Origin of the sequence: Endozoicomonas atrinae (genome assembly GCF_001647025.1) — a bacterium.
Taxonomy (GTDB): Bacteria; Pseudomonadota; Gammaproteobacteria; order Pseudomonadales; family Endozoicomonadaceae; genus Endozoicomonas; species Endozoicomonas atrinae.
Window position 1 is genome coordinate 16483 of record NZ_LUKQ02000001.1, and the last position, 17445, is coordinate 33927.

Below are 17445 nucleotides of genomic sequence, written 5' to 3' on the forward strand. Positions count from 1 at the left end.
CTCCCCCCCCTTTGGGTATTCAACCAGTCTCTCGTAAAATGGTGAATACCCTCTGGCTAAGCTATGTTCTAAAGGTTGGTTTGAACGGAGAGTCGCCGTTGAACTCGAACACCCTGAACATCTCAACCCCTTTACTCTTCTGGGTATGTCGACGAAAAGCGACAGCTTAACTGCAACTCACTGGATCAGCTATGCAATGAGATGGATATGAGTCGACCAGGTGCTTCTGAAAGTCTAACCAGGGCTTTGAGAGCTGATTTGGCTATATCTGCCAAGAAAAGTCCCCATAAGTAACTCAGCTTTCCATTTCATCTCCACCTGCACTATAGCCCCTCTCGCCGATACCTTTATCTTTTAGAAAGGACAGTCACATGGATATCCACCCTAAGCTGCAAGAGCTCCTTGATAAACAGGAAATCACTGAGATCATGTATAAGTTTGCCCGTGCACTGGATCGCGTTGATGGTGAACTGATGAAATCAACCTACTGGGAAGACGCTATTGAAGAACACCAAGACCCCATCTTTCCAGAGCTGTTTTTCTATAACGACAATGCGTGGAAATTTGTCGAGCCTGCTATGGAAGGGTTCAGACAGTTAAAGGCAACACAGCACCGGGTCAGTAATCCCCTGATTGAACTGGAAGGAGACAATGCCACCGCTGAATGTTATGTCTGGGCCTATCATCTGCATGATGAGAACGGCATCGATAAAGAAGGCATTCTTGGAGGACGTCATCACTTCAAATTTGAACGGAGAAATGGTGAATGGCGTATAAAACACCGCTCAACAGTTTTTGACTGGAATCAGAATCAAAACTCCACAGCCATCTGGAGCGAAAAATACGATGATAAATATCGTGGAAAACGAGACCGGTCAGATGAAAGCTACAGCTACCTGAAAAAGTGTTGATTAAAATATCTGAAGAGGAATAAAACGCCTCTCTGAGATACCTTCAAGGGTATTGCTATCCTTTATTTTTGATTTTCAGAATGGCTCTGCCAAGGGGCGTTACCAAAGGCCATAAAACCGGTTGGTAACGCCAACTATGCAAAATACTGCCAGACCAGTTTCACGGATAACGTTCCACCTCTAACCGCATGCACCAGTAAAATAGCAAACCCCAGGGTCATCAATGGCAACAGTGGGCGCTTTTCCTCCTGGAGAAAATACCAGCCAGCCCCCATTAAGCAGATTGCCAGTATTACCTGTCGGGCGTCCACAGGCTCGCCGGAAACCACCTCCATAAAAATTGCCAGACAGCCAATCACATTGGCAATCAGCCAGATCGGTGACAGCATACCAATGCTACCCAGAACCGGAAACTTGATCAGTGCACCACCCGTCCAGGATTTGGGTTGAAGATCCGATGACAGGTGAAAGGCAATCCCCAGGGCCAGACCCGCGGCAATGGGTGAAAGACCGAAAGCCCAGACAATCAGTGCAGGAAAACAGGAGTGCGTTATTGCTGAACGATGAGAGAGTCCCGGTGTCAATAAGTCCAGATCCGGCAAACGAATACCGGCAATCAGGCCGGCAAGAAAAAGTAGAATCTCTTCCATGAAGGCCATGGTGGGCCAGAATGGGCAAAATTCTCTGGCTGCCAGAACCAAACCCGCCAACAGAAAAGCCATCAGCGGTGCACCATACAACTTCATAGATCACAAAACAGGCATACAGAACAGGGGGGATGGACTATAACCGTTTTGGTATCATTAAAGCCAGTCTACTACAGCCAACGCCTCACTGACCGTTCGTAGTTTACAAATCCATCTCCAAATAGAGTTTCCAGCACTTTTTCTTCCGGTATTATTTGAAAGCGTGTCATGTAAAGGATGAAGCATGGAATCAATGCCAGTGCCACGATATTGGTCAGCCAAAGCCCCCAACCAATAAGAAAAATAGCAAACCCAAGGTACATGGGGTTTCTCGTAAACTGATAGATACCTCTGGTTACCAGGGATGATGCAGCCTCAGGATTGACTGGGTTAACCGTCGTTTTCTGTTTTCTGAAACTAATCACTCCAGCCAGTGCTATGCCAAACGCCAGTAAGGAAAACAATATGAAGAGCCCCAACCGAATCTCACGGCTCAGGTCAAAGCCCAGAGGAATATACTTTCTGGCAAGCCACATGGCAGCCCCAAACAGTAAAACCAATAGTAATGGGGGGATTTTCAGTTCAAGGCTTTTCACGGGATTTTCCTTGTCTTATTTTTTATCCAGAATTTAGAACACCATTCTACCGCACCATTTGCTTTCAATCCTACGCAGGTAATACACTCCCCCCACTATTTACTGCACTAGCGTTGATGACTGATGACTTACAAACTCAACGACAAACAGTTTGAATCCATTCAGAAACTGGCTGACCATGAGCGTTATGACTACTTTCTGAAAAAGGTGGCGGACTGGGAAGAGATCTGGAGCCTGCACAGCCCGGAAGGTTGGGTAGAGCTGTCATCCAGCGATGGTGAAGAGTGTCTGCCTGTCTGGCCCCATCCGGATTTCGCCAAAGCCTGGGCCGTGGATGACTGGTCTGACTGCCAGCCAAAGGCCATTAATCTGGAAGTATGGCTGGAGCGCTGGACTCCAGGCCTGGAGCGTGATAACACCATGCTGGCAGTATTCCCAGTGGATGAAGAAGAGGGGCTTGTTGTAACACCTTCTGAATTGCAGGAAGCCATTCTTGGAGAGTTAGAGCAGGGATAATCTTGCTCTTATTAACTTCAAAGGCACAAGAGACACATTGGTTCCTGTGCCTTTGAAGTGAACGCCAAGGAATATCCCCCTCTTATTCATCATACTCAATGCGCCATATGCTGGCCTTTGATTTCATCCATTGCATGAGCAACGACAGTCTTCTTATCACCATTACTGAAGGTGATCGTCACCGGGACTTTACTGTTGGTCGCTATAGGCTTCTTAAGTCCCATCAACATCACATGATAGCCACCCGGCTTTAGCTCCAACTGATCACCCGGCTTGATGGTAATGTTATCCACACGGCGCATTTTCATCATGCCATTGTTCATTTCTGTGGTATGAAGCTCTGTTTTCTTGGCAACAGGGCTGCTTAACGACCGAATCTGAACAGCCTCATGAGTACCATTCTGGATAGTCATATAAGCAGCCGATGAGGACATCCCGGGCTTAGTAGCACGGGCACTGGCATTCAGTAACTGCAACTCTTGTTTAGAATGCTCTTTTGAGTGAGCGTGGGAATGCGAATGACTGTGTCCATTCTGTGCAGCCGCAGCAGTGTGCGCCATTATTAGCACCATCAGAGCCATCATACTCTTGACGGCTGTTCGCATAACCCTGACTACTCTGGAATACAAAATCGTTCCACCTTCCATTACTCAACTCCACTCGTCATTAGAAGTATTATGGGAGAATAGCAATCTACTGTGAGCTTGCTTATAGGGGGCGTTCTCAATTAGCCATGAGTACAGTTGATCACACAGCATGAATGAGTGTGTGACCAACCCGAAGGGCCGCCCATGGTTTGTGCCATCACTACTTTATGTGGAATAACCACACTACGTAGTTCGCGCCTTTATGCCCTGAGGGTATTGCCTGGCAAAAAACATGGGTGACTGGTCACATGGCTAATTGAGAACGCCCCCTACATTATCCAACTCAAAAAGAATGGTATGAACCGCTTCTCTGGTTTCAATTTTCAACCTTGCGACCCAGACCATTTTGCTGTCAGTTGTACAAAAAGTGATACTGCCGGTACCAGTATACAGGTCAGTGCCTGAAGCGTGTCCAGATTGTTTCTCTAAGTTGAAGGGCATTAATCCCATGGGCATATCACGCCCGACAAATTCCATGCTGACCTTTTCAGCAGCAAGCCCGGAAACTTCTGCCTTTATATCCAGTGGCTGCCCCGTCGGCATTGACGCTGGCAAAATGCTAAGTGTTATCGAACCATCCCCTACTCTGGTCTGACACCCTTTGAACGTGTTGCAGTAACTGACGGTTTGAAATGCCTGCTTATCGACAGACGTTTCACTCTTGTTCAGCGAACGTGATAAATAAAATACCAGCAGTAAGCCAAGCAATAGTGCTATCGAGAGGAGAAACTGGGATAAGTGCTTTGACACGTTTTTCATCATTATTAGAATCAAAATTAACTTGCAGGTACGCATTATAGGCTTTTTACTTATAGAGAACAGAAGAACGTTCTCCTGAAATCACTTTTTGAGGAAGCACAGACCGTGGCACAAGGGAACGATCAACTCTCACTTTTTGATAGCCATTGCCATCTTAATTTTTCGGATTTTGATACTGATCGTGCAAAGGTATTGAGTCAGGCAAAAAAGGAAAGCGTCAGTCACCTTTGTATTCCCGCGACAAAACACCAAGAATGGCTCTCTCTCATCAAAGAATTAGAAGTGATTTCTAAAGAGAGCTCTGTAAGCGTCGTAACGGCCCTTGGGCTTCACCCCTGGTTTATTGCTGAGCACAGTCTCGAGCAACTTGACGTATTGGATAAGCTGCTAAAACAACGTCCCTCAAGAGTTGTTGCCATAGGAGAAACGGGGCTGGATTTTTTTGACCGTAACATCACCCCACAGGCAAAGAACAAACAACTCACTTTGTTTACTGGTCATGTAAAACTGGCCTGTCTACACCAGATGCCGCTGATTATTCATAGCCGGAAAAGCCATGATGAGATACTGAAAGTACTGCGAAAATTCAAACCCGAGAGCACCGGAATTATTCACGCCTTTTCAGGCAGTGAACAACAGGCTAAAGAATACCTGAAGTTGGGATTTAAACTGGGATTTGGTGGTGGCATAACCTACCCAAGAGCCAGCAAAACAAGACATCTGGCAGCTACCCTGCCAATCGACAGTATTGTTCTTGAGACCGATGCACCGGATATGCCATTGAATGGCTATCAGGGAGAAAGAAATGAGCCAGGAAGAGTGAAGCAGGTTGCTGAGTGCCTGGCAGAGCTGAGAGGAATCTCTTTAATGGAGGTGGCAGAAGCCACCTCTCACAACTGTCGTACGCTATTCAGAATATGACGTTTAAGCGCCTTCGGCTTCCAGTAACTTGTTCTGGCCGATATTGATTTTCCTTGGCTTCATCGCCTCTGGAATTTCACGTTCAAGATCGATATGCAGGAGACCATTGTCCATGGTCGCACCGGTTACACGAACGTAGTCGGCCAGCTGGAAACGGCGCTCAAAGTTACGCTCGGCAATGCCCTGATACAGGTATTTGCGCTCTGCATCGTCTGGCTTTTTCTTACCCTGAACAATCAGTACGCCCTCACGGCTTTCTATTTCCAGCTCATCTTCCGCAAAGCCGGCAACCGCCATGGTGATACGGTATTCGTTCTCATCCAGCAGTTCGATGTTGTAAGGAGGATAACCATTATTTTTGGGAGTCTGAGAGTGCCCGGCGTTCATGGACTCCAGAAGGTGAGCCATCCGGTCAAAGCCGATAGCAGAGCGGTACAGGGGAGTGAAATCAAAATCGAAAGTACGCATAGTCATATCCTCAATAGAGCAATATGTTGATTAAGTCGGCTTTTCATAATGAACAAGCCGTGGTTCACAGTGCTGCTTTGAGCCACTGTTAACTCTAATATGTGTACGTTTATTCCGATTCCAACCCTGCAGACAGATTTTTTTTAACCCATCTTTTTTAAAACAACGTCCAGATGGTGGTCCAGCATCCGGTCACCATCGAACAGATAGCGTCCTTTGAACGTGTTCCCCTTCAACATCTCAGGTATCCAGATAATGTCGTCTGCCCACATCTCGTCATAGGGGATCTGATCCAGGGAGAACCACAACGGTATGGCTTCATCCGTCTCTTCCGGTGAGCCGGTGAAATCTCTTGCCACATAGGTATGCACATGAATGGAGTAACCATCAGTGAACTGGAAAAGGCTCTCCCCACAGAACTCAGGATTAACCGGAGTGATGCACAGCTCTTCCTGCACTTCACGGATCGCACACTCCAGCAGGGTTTCACCAGACTCAAGCCGCCCTCCTGGCCCATTGATTTTTCCAGCCCCTAATCCACGTTTTTTCCGAATCAGCAGAATTTGCTCATCCTTGATAACAAACGTCAGCGTAGCGGGGTCTTTGGCCTGCCAGGAGTCCCAGTCAATATCCTGCAATGTTTGCATGAATCAATTCCTGCCTGTTTAAAGATATTTAACATACCTCAGCTTCACGTTTGGAGGCAGCATTATTGCTATCTGTGGCAGCTTTTGCCTCCTCGTAAAACAACCCCCACTGCATCAGACTGTCGATAACCGGCCTGAGGGTTTTGCCCAGTTCCGTCAGCTGATACTCCACTCTGGGCGGTACTTCCGGATAAATCGTTCGTATCACCAGCCCATCGTCCTCCAGACTTCGCAACTGAAGAGTCAGCATTCTCTGCGTTATTCGTGGCAGTCGTCTCTTCAGCTCGCTGAACCGCAGACAGCCAGATTCCAGCAGCTTATAGAGAATCACCCCCTTCCACTTTCCCCCAATAATTTCCTGCGTCACTTCCACTGGACAGGGTTTACTACCCGCAAGATATTCCTGCTCTCCCCGCACTTCTGATACTCCTGATGTCGATAAAGCCACTCAATAGTATAAAATTGGTACTTAAATACAATTCAATATACTACCTATCATTTTTGTGCTTTCTTCCTATTTTATCCTGACGACAATAGAATGCAGCCCTTGACTACTGTTGTATATGGTCTGAACAATGAACACTTCCCTGCGTAAACAAATTCTGGATGCTTTCAACTTCCGTCACGCCTGCAAAAGCTTTGATGCAAGCCGGAAAATATCCGATGAGGATTTTGATTTCATTCTGGAAGCCGGACGCCTTTCCCCCAGTTCATTTGGCTTTGAGCCCTGGAAGTTTCTGGTGATCCAGAATCCGGAATTGAGGGAAAAGATCAAAACCGTCAGCTGGGGGGCCCAGGGACAGTTACCAACAGCCAGTCATTTTGTCATCATTCTGGCCCGCAAAGAAAACAGCATGCATTATGAGTCTGAATATATCCTGGACCATATGCGTCATGTGAAACAGCTGCCTGAAGATGTTGTGGATATGATCAGCGAGTTCTACCGTGACTTTCAAAACAGTGACTTCCGGCTGACCGAATCTCCCAGAGCCATGTTTGACTGGGCCTGTAAACAGACTTATATCGCACTCGGTAATATGATGAGCGTAGCTGCTCAGATTGGCATTGACTCCTGCCCGATTGAAGGTTTTGACCGGGAAAAGCTGGAGCCACTAATGGCACAGGAAGGCCTGTTGGACAGCCGCGAGTTTGGCGTCAGTGTCATGGTCGCTTTCGGCTACCGGGAAAACGAGCCTTACCCAAAAACTCGTCACGGGCAGGAAGCCGTTGTCGAATGGCACTGAGCGCCAGCTCACTCAGCAAGTTCGCTGAGGCATAGCAGCGTTAGATTGTTGCTCTCAAATCCGCCCGTATCAATAAAATGGGTATTTCCCAGAGTGACGGGTTGATCAACAATGGTATGGCCACAGAATATGTGGTCAATGCCTTTAACCGCTGACTCGTCACCACTTTGAATCCGGGACCTGGACCATTGCATCGCCCATACCAGGTCAGGATCAGATTCTATTTTCTCCGGATCCCAGGCGAGCAACGGGTATTCTGCATGACAAATTGCCGCCATCCTGCCTCCAGGCAGGTCAACCGAGATCAGAACCGGCTGCTCTGAGGCCCTGTCCGCATACCTATTCATTTTTTCTGATGAAACCTGCAGGTGCCAGTCACCGCCACAAAGCACCCATTTTGCAATCTCACGGGATGATGGGTGTCTTACCGTATCAATCATGCACTGCTCATGATTGCCACGGACGCAGTGGAACCATGGCTCATCCATCAGGGAAAGACACTTTTCAGAAGCGGGCCCCCGATCAATCAGGTCACCACAACTGAAACAGCGATCTTTTTCACGGTCGAAGCCAGCGCTAGCCAGCAGGGACATCAGAAGATCATACATTCCATGCAAATCGCCAATAACAAAATCACGACCAACTTCATTCTGACGAAAGTGCTGGTAAAACATAAATCCTCCCTGGATTTTTGATTGGAGTTTAGGTTTATACGTCCAAGTTTATGGTTCGTCCCTCATTACCAGTTTAGCCACTCCATCATCAGGATTGATGGAAGTGGTAAATTGGCGCTGACTAAACAAAATGTGGTTAAGCATCGGCTCCCGGGCCAGCTCCCGAAACGACAAGGGCACCTCAGCGGCTAACCGTCCCTCTATTCTCATCCGTTCCGCTTCTTCATAAACCCTGAGCATTACTGGCAACACTTTACGAACGGTTTCCGGCAACCCGGCAACCGCAATGGCATTGGCATAGACAGCCGGCCCGTAGGTTGGAGATGGCGTATCCAAAGCGGTTAACTGAAGCCTGCTGTGCTGAATCCACTGTTTCTGCTCATTCTCTGGAAGACTTTTAAAACTGGCATACAATTCTCTTCCTTCGGCAGGTGTAAACAACCTTGCAGAAGCCCCGAGGGAAGCAAGGGTCAGAAATTCATTAGGGTTTCTGGTCAAAGTATTCAGGTGCAGCCACTGTCCCCGCTTTTGCAGGTAGACCTGCATGGGGTTCATCTTCGGCTCCCTGAACAGTCTGTCCAGCAGTAACTTCAGTTGATTCATGGAGCGCCAGGTATTCTGGGTGAGATAAACGGAACCTGCAGGCTCTGAATGACCACGGAACCCGGCGATATTGACTACCCAATGGTCGTACCATAGGTTCAGGTCATTTTTACTGATACTCTTGTTCTGTATCCCGGTGTTAAGCACGGTATACATGGACAAAGAGCCCTCGTTATACATCATATGGCGAAGGTGGCTATGGGGCAGATAGACAATTTCGAACAACCGGGCTGCAGAGGGGTGTTTTGTAATAATCGAGCGAGCCAGCGGGTAAATCTTCTCAGCATAGGGTGCTGTAACAGATAGAAAGTCTACCGTATCTTCAGGAAAAGGCTTACCCAGAACTTTTGAAGCACGCCTGCGTGCCTCCGGAGATAACGTAACCGCATCCAGAATGGCTGTCGTCTGGATAACTTCATAAGAGACAGAGTCCAACCCCGCAATCTCCCTGGAAAGCTGTCGGAAGGACGGCTCTGTCAACCTGGGGGTGTCAGGATCCGTCTGAGGTGCCACAAATGCTTCATAGGCCTCATGTGACCCATTTCTTAACAGCTGCAAACAATATAATCGGGACAGAGCTCTTGGAACTTCCTGATGGATTGGCGCTGATGACAGTTGTGTAGCTAACTCAGGAGTAAATACTGGATTATCGAGCACCCATGAGAGTTGCTCTATCTGCTCCTGGGTAATCTCCAGCTGATCCGAAAAATGCTTGTGGATATACTGCCTTATGGGATCCAGCCGGTTTTCAGCCACAATTGACAGACTGACCAACAGCAGCAGTACCAGCGAAGCCCAAGGTAAGGTCTTTGTTCTCATAGTGAGTTTTCTTTTCTGGAAAGGTTGCTATGGCTGGAAACAGATGTGAGCAGGCTGCCCGGGAATGAGCCCCCATAAGGCAACAACCTATTTGTTAATATCTGCCAGAGCCAATATCTGTCTCCAAAGCTTGCAGCAACAGGCCTCAGGGATGTTAAGAAAGATAGATGCTGCTGGTTTAGTCAGCCACATGAAAGCGTCATTATTTCTTAAAGATATATAACTTAAGCCTCCCATCCGCCGTAACTACCACCGATTTTTCATTATTAGCCGCAATGCTTTTTTAAAGCGGCCGGCTCCCAAAACAGGGCTATTCTTAATCGATATTCCAAACCCGATAACCACTTGGCATTGAAATCCATTGACAGGGGGGAAGACAGCCATGGCTGACCTCGACCTGGCCACTAAGCTGGTAGACCAGTTTTTCTCAGAGATAGCCGACAGCTATTGCCGTAAGGATCTTGATTCAATCATCGGTCATTACAAGCCCAGCTCAGGTCTTCTTTTCTGGAACGCTGAGGGAGACACCATTAGGTCTATTGACCAGTTAACTCTCTGGTATGAAGAACTGTTCAGACTTTTTGAAATCAAATCGGTCAACTTCCGGGTTGAAGAGATATATGCAGATGAAAGCACCATTGTTTCCGGGAGCCTATGGGTGCTTTCCACACTTAGAACGCTTGGGGAAGAAGAACTTGAAGAAGAACAGTCCCTGAGGGCTACTCACCTGCTTAAACAACACGATGGCAGATGGTTTATCCATCATCTGCATGTTTCACCAACCCACTTTCTACCTGACTGATGACTCAAACAACACCCACACAACCCAAACGATGCATTACAGCATCTTCCAGTCAATACAAGCTGGCCTCTTCCGTATCACTGGGGGGCATGCTGGAGATTTATGATTTCCTGATATATGGCTTGATGGCCAGCTATATTGCCGAGAATTTTTTTCCTGCAGAAGACCATATCACGTCATTGCTCAGCACGTTTGCTACATTTGCCATTGGTTATCTAACCCGCCCTTTGGGTGGTATTGTCTTTGGACACTTTGGGGATCGCTACGGCCGTAAAAAGACATTTACCTTTTCCATCTTTCTGATGGCAGTAACGACAACCTTGATGGGCTGCTTACCCGGATGGGAAAGCATTGGCGCAGCAGCCCCTATCGCATTAATCATATTACGGCTACTTCAGGGTTTCTCTCTAGGCGGAGAAATTCCAGGAGCGATCACCTACCTGAGTGAAAGTACGCCGGAAAGGCGCGGGCTGGTAATTGGCATTCTGTTTCTGGCAATTATGATTGGCATATCGCTCGGTACATTTGTGCATGGAATATTGGAAATGCATCTTTCCGCAGATGATATGAAGGAATGGGGCTGGCGCGTCCCGTTCTGGGTCGGAGGGTCTCTGGGAATCATCAGCTATCACATCCGCAAACACTTTTCCGAGTCCGGCTTATTCGAAGCACTCGACCAGACCAAGGCACAAGCCTCCATACCCATTGTACTCCTTTTCAAGCAACATACCCGGGGGGTGATCTGCGGATTTATGACCATTGGTCTGTGCGGAGCAACCGTAACTATCTACAGCATTTACATGCCAAGTTACCTTTCTTCACTACTTGGTTTTTCCCGGGAAGCCGTCGCCTGGCACACTACCCTGGCGTTTCTGATGCTATCTCCGCTCTGTCTGATATTCGGGATGCTATCCGATCTGATTAATCACAAACTGATTCTTGGCGTTATGGCCGTTGTTATCGCCACGATTTCCTGGCCAGCGTTTCAATACTTCTCTTCACCTGCCGCCGAGCTGAATAAGATCATGTTGATCTGTGGCCTTCTGGCAGCAACAGCCTCGGGTGCACTTCCGCCACTGCTGATCAGCTTTTTTCCAACGGAGGTTCGCTATACCGGCATTGCCACCTGCTACAACATAGGGTTCGCAATTTTTGGAGGCATCGCACCCTTTACATCGACACTACTGGCCAAATACTCGGATAATACTTCGGGACCGGCTATTTACCTTTCTCTCATTGCCGTCATCAGCCTGATAGCACTATTTATTCCCTGGCCAAAAGTTCAGCTGACCACAGATAAACTCGATGAAGATAGCCAGAGTCAGGTAACAGATATACACCGCTGACAATCAAAAAAACATTTTTCAATAAAGCCATAATATCTACACACTGTGCTCTTGAAAGTAACCACAAAGAGCGCAGAAAAATAGGTAGAGCTGACAACTGCTTACCACTTATCTTATGTATTGTAATAATCAATAGCTAACCGGATAATTCCCTGTAGAAATCAGCTTCAGATAATAAATACAAGGCTTAAGAATGAACTCTTTGATCTGGGGGAAAAGTACTGTTATTTCAGTGCTAACACTGTGCCTGTTTCCAACAGCGGCCTACTCTGATGCTTATGAGGACTGTTTATACCAGCAGATTAAAGAAGGTGATGATTCACTGACCCTGGCTGATATCCGCCAGCAATGCAGGACAATTGTCATAGAGAGTGCAGAAGAAGTTGATAATGTCGTTGAACAGCGGGTACAGGAAGAAGAAGAAACCCTGGATAACCGCTTTGCCATCACGCCTCACCGACCGAACTATCTATTGCCTATCTCCTACAACAAAAGCCCTAACGAGCGTCCCTTCGAAATTCAGAATATTGATGGTTTCTCCAACACTGAGATCAAGTTTCAGCTCAGCATGAAAGCTCCCCTGGCCCAAGGGGTATTCAATGGTTACGGTGATATCTATGTAGCCTATACCAACACCTCCTGGTGGCAGGCTTATAACAGTAACTCTGCCCCCTTCCGGGAAACCAACCATGAGCCGGAAGTGTTTATGGTTTTCCCCACCGACTATCAGCTCTGGGGGTTTGATTTGAATGCGGTTCTTGCAGGGCTAACTCACCAGTCCAATGGCCGTAGCGGAGAGCTTTCCAGAAGCTGGAATAGAATCTACACACAGTTTATTTTTTCCAGGGACAATTTTGTCGTCAGTATTAAACCTTGGTGGCGGATTCCAGAGCCGGAAAAAGAGCCGGGTCAGGAAAATAGTTCCCAGGGGGATGATAACCCTGATATCGAAAAATATATGGGGCATGGAGAGCTACATCTGGGTTACCAGATCCAGGAGCACAACCTTGGCATGACGTTAAGAAATAATTTGAGAAGTGATAACAAAGGTGCCGTTCAACTGGACTGGTCTTTTCCAATCAACAAAAGGTTTAGAGGTTATATTCAATACTTCAATGGCTACGGTGAAAGCCTGATTGATTACAATGACAGCGCTAATCGACTGAGCGTTGGTGTCATGTTGACCGACTGGCTATAAAATCGGAAACAAGGGAAGAAGTCAGCTCTTCCCTTTTACTGATCAAACAGCAGGGCTGGTTTGTTGAAGCTCAGGATCTTTACGGAATAGACCAAAACCTAACATCGCAAATGCAATGGCAAGAACCGGACTGAGCCAGTTTAAAAGAGCCCAGGGTGCATATTCAATCACTGCAACGCCCAGGGTCGAGGCAAAAAAAGCACCTCCGGTAGTCCATGGAATAAGTGCTGTTGTGAGTGTAGCCCCTTCTTCCAGAGAGCGCGAAAGAACACGACGATCTACACCCTTTTGATCATAGGCATCACTGAACAGCTGACCACCCAATATGATCGACATGTAAGCTTCACCCATGGTCATATTTCCAGCAAAGCAGGCAATGACAGTGGTAGCCACCAGAGCGGACGCCCTTTTTATTTTTATAACAACGGTATGAATGAGCACCCGCAAAAAGCTGCAACGCTCAAGGATACCCCCCAACGCCAGGGCCATAAGCGATAATGAAAGAGTCCACATCATCGATGTGATCCCCCCTCGTCCAAGTAATGAGTCCATACTCTCCAGACCAGTACGGACACTGCCGCCGCCATAGAGGCTGTTAAGTACCGTCGTCAAACTCTGATCCTGCATGAAGATAGCCAGTACTACAGCGACTGAAGATGCCATCATCATGCTGGGTTCTGCGGCAACACGAGCAATGCTGAGAACCAACATGACGATCAGCGGTAACAAAGTCAGAGCATTGACTGTGAACGTATCTTTTAGAGCAGCCTGCATGGCTGACAACTGTTCAGCAGGTAACTGGTTGTCAACGTACCCCATCCCCATCAGAGAGAATACGACCAGGGCAAGAATATAAGCCGGTCCAGTAGTAAACAGCATGCCCCGAATATGAGAATAGAGATCAACTTTTGAGGTCATGGAAGCCAGGTTGGTGGTATCGGAAACCGGTGACATCTTGTCACCGAAGCAGGCACCAGAGATGACCATACCAGCAACCAGAGGAGCCGGTATCCCCATCGTCGTCCCAACCCCCATCAGGACAACCCCAATAGTGCCAACCGTTCCCCAGCTGGTACCGGTGGCAAGGGACATCAGGCTACAGAGAATCAGCCCGGCTGGCAGAAAAATCGCAGGGCTGACAAATTCAATTCCATAGTAAATCAATGTTGCCAGCGTACCACTTTGAATAAAGGCAGCAATCAGCACTCCGATTAAGATAAAAATATAAATCGCCGTCAGCGCCCCGGTAATCCCGGAATTCATGGCATCCCGAATAGCTCGAAAATCATAGCCAAGAGAAAAGGCACTGATGGAAGCGATCATCAGAGAAATCAGAATCAAGCTGTGCAGACTGGTTTCCAGTACAAAAAGGCCAGTACTGATGACGCTAATAATTAAAGCAAGGGTGATAAAAGCATGGAGAAAACCGGGCTCTTTCCATGATGTTTCTGGCTGTGTCGATACAGTCAAACCGAAACTCCTTTGGGTACAAGGGCAGCATTCCTGAGAAACAGGGGGGGGGCAATGATAGCGGTTTGTACGCATCACCGCACCCGCTGGAGCATGCTAAGTAGCTGGCCATATGGAATCGAAATTTCTGGGTGAGTGGATAGTTACTATGCAAGGCACAACAGCGGGAGCATAGCCGTAGCTATGTGACCAAAGTTGTAACGCAGCAGGGTGACTAACCACTTACTCAGAAAATATGATTTCATATGGTTAGTTACTTATGTATCAAGCCATTCGCCACTGCTTGTTCAGTGCTTTAGCTTCCTGAACAAAGGACTCAACATCTTCTTCAGTGGTATCGAATGAGGTGACCATTCGATACACTCCAGGCTGTGGCCCATTTTGATAAAAGTCTTTAATGGTTTGCAGCTGAACGGCCAACGCTGTTGGGATTGAGAAAAAGGCCTGGTTAGTTTGCACGGGGCAGACTAATTCAATATCCGGGCATTCTCTTAATCCTTCAGCCAACAGGCTCATCATACGATTGGCCTGAGCCGCATTCTTCTTCCATAACTCATCAGTAAACAGCGCTTTGAACTGGGCGCTGATAAAGCGCATTTTAGAATGGAGTTGAAGTCCCTGTTTCCGCATGTGCAGAAAACCATCAGCAGCTTCAGCATTGAAAAATACGAGGGCCTCTCCAAACATCAAGCCGTTTTTGGTCCCTCCAAGCGAGAGGATGTCTATGTGCTCACACATCTCAGCCAGAGGGCAATCCAGTGCCACCGCAGCATTGTAGATACGACAACCATCAACATGCAGCAACATGCCCAGCTCAATACAAACCGCTTTAATGGCTGCCAGCTCATCCAGAGAATAAACCGTTCCCCATTCCGTTGACTGGGAGATACTGACCAGCCTTGGACGAGTTGCATGCATCCCCCACCAGCTTTCATTCTGACAGGCTTTTCGTATCTGCTCAGGTGAAATTTTTCCATGGGAGGACTCAACGGTAATCATCCGACTACCGGTAGCATTCACCGGTGCCCCGACTTCATTGGTAACAATATGGGCCGTATCCGGGCAGATGATGCTGTCAATGCTGCGTAGAGTGGCCTTGCAGGCCAGGGTATTCGCGGCCGTACCGTTATAGACGAAGAACACGTCGGCAGGCCTGCCCAAAGCCTGCTCAACCATATTTATCGCTTCCCGGGTCAGGGCATCATTGCCATAAGCGCCCATGTGGCCAGCATTTGCTTCAATCAAAGCGTTCATGACCTCCGGACAAACCCCGGAAGCGTTATCACTGGTAAAGAATCGTGTCATGGCAATTATGACCTGCCTTCTATCTATGATTTATATGGGAAACAGGCAATATTACTGAAACCCGGATCATGGGCAAATAGCCAGATATATGTATCCAACTGTCTGGATCAAACTAAGCTACTTTATGAAATTAAATTATTAACATTCCACTCGATCGAGTTAACAAGCAATATAATGCAATGACAAAAATAATACGCTGGTTATTCACATGCACCCTGATTATCTCAACTGCGGATATATCAGCCGAAAACAGTCTCAGGGAGACTCCCTTACAGTGTAATAACGAGTGGCTAATCAATCATATGGAGCACGTACTTCCCTGCTACCTTCTAAAAGAAGAGCCAGATTCTGGATGGACGATAACCCAGACCTCTTCAACAACCGTCAAGCATAAAGACTTATCCACTGAGGTGGAGATCATCCATGCTGCCCTGACCTCCCTCCGTTGGCAGCAAGGAGAGAAGGCCTCCGTTGATTTCCCTTTATGGCAACACCGATTGACCATTTTTAAACCTCAGCAATTGAAGCACAATACAGCACTGCTATACATCAATGGTGGAACCATTCACTCGTCCAGCGAAATCCCGCAAACCAACTCGGAACCTGAGCTGGATTTTGCCCGGATAGCCGCTCGAACCAAATCCATTGTTATTGACCTGAAAGATGTTCCAAACCAGTTTCTGCAGTTCAAAGATACGCCGCCATTAAAAGAAGATAACCTGATCGTTTTTACCTGGAAGCAGTTTTTGAATAACCCGCAGGAAAACTTCAACTGGCCTCTGCGACTTCCTATGGTGAAAGCGGCAATTTATGGGATGAACGCCAGCGAAGAAATTCTGCAGCGGCATAAAATAGCCATTAATGGTTTCGTCATCGCTGGTGCATCCAAGCGAGGCTGGACAGCCTCTCTGACAGCTACCCAGGATAGTCGAATCGTGGCTTTAATCCCTCAGGTTGCCGATTTTATGAACTTGAAAGACATGATTGATCATATTTTCAATGTTTATCCGCAAGGCAACCCAGCCATATCACCTTACCTTCCTCTCAAGGCCCTGTTCGAAAGACCAGAAATGGATCAATTAATTTCTATCGTTGACCCTTATCAGTACAAACGGTTTCTCAAACTTCCCAAGTTCTTTGTCACTGCATCCGGTGATCACTTCATTCCACCCGATACCAGCAAAGTGTTTTTTGACCAATTACCGGGGGATAAATGGATGAGAGTTCTGCCAAATCAGGGACATTATATCAACCATGATAGCGCTCATTTGATCACTGATTTGACCGAATCTTTCTACGGCGCTTTTCTTCAAGGTCGCGCCATGCCTCAGGTAATATGGAAGCAGGAAGGAAGGTCTCTCATAGTGAATACATCAAGACGACCAAAAGAGGCCTGGCTCTGGCAGGCCAATAATGCATCTGAAAGAGACTTCCGCAGAGTACCGTCAAATAAAGACCTTTCACCCTATACTCGTACCAAGGTGAAATTCACCTGTCAGGGTAAAAACTGCAACAGCACGATAGAGCTGCCTCAAGATAAAAGAGGCTGGACTGCCAGCTTTGTGGAAATGCATTTCAGCAATGCTCCCTTTACCGACTTGACGTTCACCACTCGGGTATTTGTAAATCCAGACAGCTACCAATAGCCGTTTTTTCCAGCTCCGGTGCTTCTTTTAATTACTGGAAACTTTTAGCTGATGTACTCTCATGCCACATTGAACGACTGGAACCATGCCCTATAGAGTGAGTTAAGTGATTTTGAGATCAACTGATATCACAGCTAAAGTGCGTTACGAACTGGTTATATGGCCAGTTGGTAGCACCCTTTGCTGC

General features: G+C 47.3%; 19 protein-coding genes. 8 read left to right on the forward strand and 11 right to left on the reverse strand.

The features are described from left to right. Positions 1 to 371: 371 nt before the first annotated feature. Entirely contained in the window at positions 372 to 911 is a 540-nt protein-coding gene (locus AK963_RS00075) for a nuclear transport factor 2 family protein (protein ID WP_066012979.1), read from the forward strand. Between the two features lie 134 nt (positions 912 to 1045). Here the strand turns inward: AK963_RS00075 and AK963_RS00080 are convergent, their stop codons facing one another. Beyond that, entirely contained in the window at positions 1046 to 1633 is a 588-nt protein-coding gene (locus tag AK963_RS00080) for a hypothetical protein (RefSeq protein ID WP_066012980.1), read from the reverse strand. Positions 1634 to 1728: 95 nt separating this feature from the next. Next, on the reverse strand, positions 1729 to 2193 hold the full coding sequence (locus AK963_RS00085) for a methyltransferase family protein (RefSeq protein WP_066012981.1): 465 nt from the start codon (positions 2191 to 2193) through the stop codon (positions 1729 to 1731). 123 nt (positions 2194 to 2316) lie between these two features. Here AK963_RS00085 and AK963_RS00090 point away from each other — a divergent pair, with 123 nt between their 5' ends. Beyond that, complete coding sequence (locus AK963_RS00090) at positions 2317 to 2709, forward strand: DUF2750 domain-containing protein (RefSeq protein ID WP_066012983.1); 393 nt, start codon at positions 2317 to 2319, stop codon at positions 2707 to 2709. Between the two features lie 95 nt (positions 2710 to 2804). Here the strand turns inward: AK963_RS00090 and AK963_RS00095 are convergent, their stop codons facing one another. Next, positions 2805 to 3269 (reverse strand): copper chaperone PCu(A)C, encoded by a 465-nt coding sequence (locus AK963_RS00095; protein ID WP_238593600.1) that lies wholly within the window; start codon positions 3267 to 3269, stop codon positions 2805 to 2807. Between the two features lie 339 nt (positions 3270 to 3608). Continuing rightward, the gene (locus AK963_RS00100) at positions 3609 to 4106 is read right to left on the reverse strand and encodes a hypothetical protein (protein WP_139117173.1); all 498 of its coding nucleotides are present in this window, start codon (positions 4104 to 4106) and stop codon (positions 3609 to 3611) included. 114 nt (positions 4107 to 4220) lie between these two features. Here AK963_RS00100 and AK963_RS00105 point away from each other — a divergent pair, with 114 nt between their 5' ends. Then, positions 4221 to 5036: a TatD family hydrolase gene (locus AK963_RS00105; protein ID WP_066012990.1), complete on the forward strand. Its 816-nt coding sequence runs from the start codon at positions 4221 to 4223 to the stop codon at positions 5034 to 5036. A 3-nt stretch (positions 5037 to 5039) separates the two neighbouring features. On the opposite strand, the gene AK963_RS00110 is transcribed toward AK963_RS00105, so the two are convergent. The 3 genes from AK963_RS00110 to AK963_RS00120 all read right to left on the reverse strand — a co-directional run bounded on the left by AK963_RS00110 (position 5040) and on the right by AK963_RS00120 (position 6569). Beyond that, positions 5040 to 5504, reverse strand: a complete 465-nt coding sequence (locus AK963_RS00110; protein ID WP_066012993.1) for an Hsp20 family protein — start codon at positions 5502 to 5504, stop codon at positions 5040 to 5042. Positions 5505 to 5647: 143 nt separating this feature from the next. Next, positions 5648 to 6151, reverse strand: a complete 504-nt coding sequence (locus AK963_RS00115) for an 8-oxo-dGTP diphosphatase (RefSeq protein WP_066012995.1) — start codon at positions 6149 to 6151, stop codon at positions 5648 to 5650. A 28-nt stretch (positions 6152 to 6179) separates the two neighbouring features. Next, positions 6180 to 6569, reverse strand: coding sequence for a winged helix-turn-helix transcriptional regulator (locus AK963_RS00120; RefSeq protein ID WP_066012997.1), 390 nt, complete (start codon positions 6567 to 6569; stop codon positions 6180 to 6182). Positions 6570 to 6726: 157 nt separating this feature from the next. Between AK963_RS00120 and AK963_RS00125 the strand changes: the two genes are divergently transcribed. Continuing rightward, positions 6727 to 7395: an NAD(P)H-dependent oxidoreductase gene (locus AK963_RS00125; protein ID WP_066012999.1), complete on the forward strand. Its 669-nt coding sequence runs from the start codon at positions 6727 to 6729 to the stop codon at positions 7393 to 7395. Between the two features lie 8 nt (positions 7396 to 7403). Here the strand turns inward: AK963_RS00125 and AK963_RS00130 are convergent, their stop codons facing one another. Both AK963_RS00130 and AK963_RS00135 read right to left on the reverse strand, forming a co-directional pair. Next, the gene (locus AK963_RS00130; protein ID WP_066013002.1) at positions 7404 to 8069 is read right to left on the reverse strand and encodes a metallophosphoesterase; all 666 of its coding nucleotides are present in this window, start codon (positions 8067 to 8069) and stop codon (positions 7404 to 7406) included. A 48-nt stretch (positions 8070 to 8117) separates the two neighbouring features. Next, the gene (locus AK963_RS00135; protein WP_066013004.1) at positions 8118 to 9491 is read right to left on the reverse strand and encodes a hypothetical protein; all 1374 of its coding nucleotides are present in this window, start codon (positions 9489 to 9491) and stop codon (positions 8118 to 8120) included. A gap of 382 nt (positions 9492 to 9873) precedes the next feature. Here AK963_RS00135 and AK963_RS00140 point away from each other — a divergent pair, with 382 nt between their 5' ends. From AK963_RS00140 to AK963_RS00150, 3 genes are all read left to right on the forward strand, one after another. Further along, on the forward strand, positions 9874 to 10293 hold the full coding sequence (locus AK963_RS00140; RefSeq protein ID WP_066013006.1) for a YybH family protein: 420 nt from the start codon (positions 9874 to 9876) through the stop codon (positions 10291 to 10293). Beyond that, a complete protein-coding gene (locus AK963_RS00145) occupies positions 10293 to 11639 on the forward strand; it encodes an MFS transporter (RefSeq protein ID WP_083232350.1) in 1347 nt (448 codons plus the stop codon). The genes AK963_RS00140 and AK963_RS00145 overlap by 1 nt, the downstream gene beginning before the upstream one ends. Positions 11640 to 11832: 193 nt before the next feature. Further along, positions 11833 to 12837 carry a phospholipase A gene (locus AK963_RS00150; protein ID WP_066013011.1) on the forward strand — a complete coding sequence of 335 codons (1005 nt, stop codon included), beginning with the start codon at positions 11833 to 11835 and terminating at the stop codon, positions 12835 to 12837. A 42-nt stretch (positions 12838 to 12879) separates the two neighbouring features. Here the strand turns inward: AK963_RS00150 and nhaC are convergent, their stop codons facing one another. Together nhaC and AK963_RS00160 are read right to left on the reverse strand one after the other, a co-directional pair. Beyond that, entirely contained in the window at positions 12880 to 14307 is a 1428-nt protein-coding gene (gene nhaC / locus AK963_RS00155; RefSeq protein ID WP_066013013.1) for a Na+/H+ antiporter NhaC, read from the reverse strand. A gap of 264 nt (positions 14308 to 14571) precedes the next feature. Beyond that, on the reverse strand, positions 14572 to 15612 hold the full coding sequence (locus tag AK963_RS00160) for a threonine aldolase family protein (RefSeq protein WP_066013015.1): 1041 nt from the start codon (positions 15610 to 15612) through the stop codon (positions 14572 to 14574). 179 nt (positions 15613 to 15791) lie between these two features. On the opposite strand from AK963_RS00160, the gene AK963_RS00165 reads away from it, so the two are divergent. Then, a complete protein-coding gene (locus AK963_RS00165; protein WP_066013017.1) occupies positions 15792 to 17258 on the forward strand; it encodes a PhoPQ-activated protein PqaA family protein in 1467 nt (488 codons plus the stop codon). The last annotated feature ends 187 nt before the right edge of the window (positions 17259 to 17445 follow it).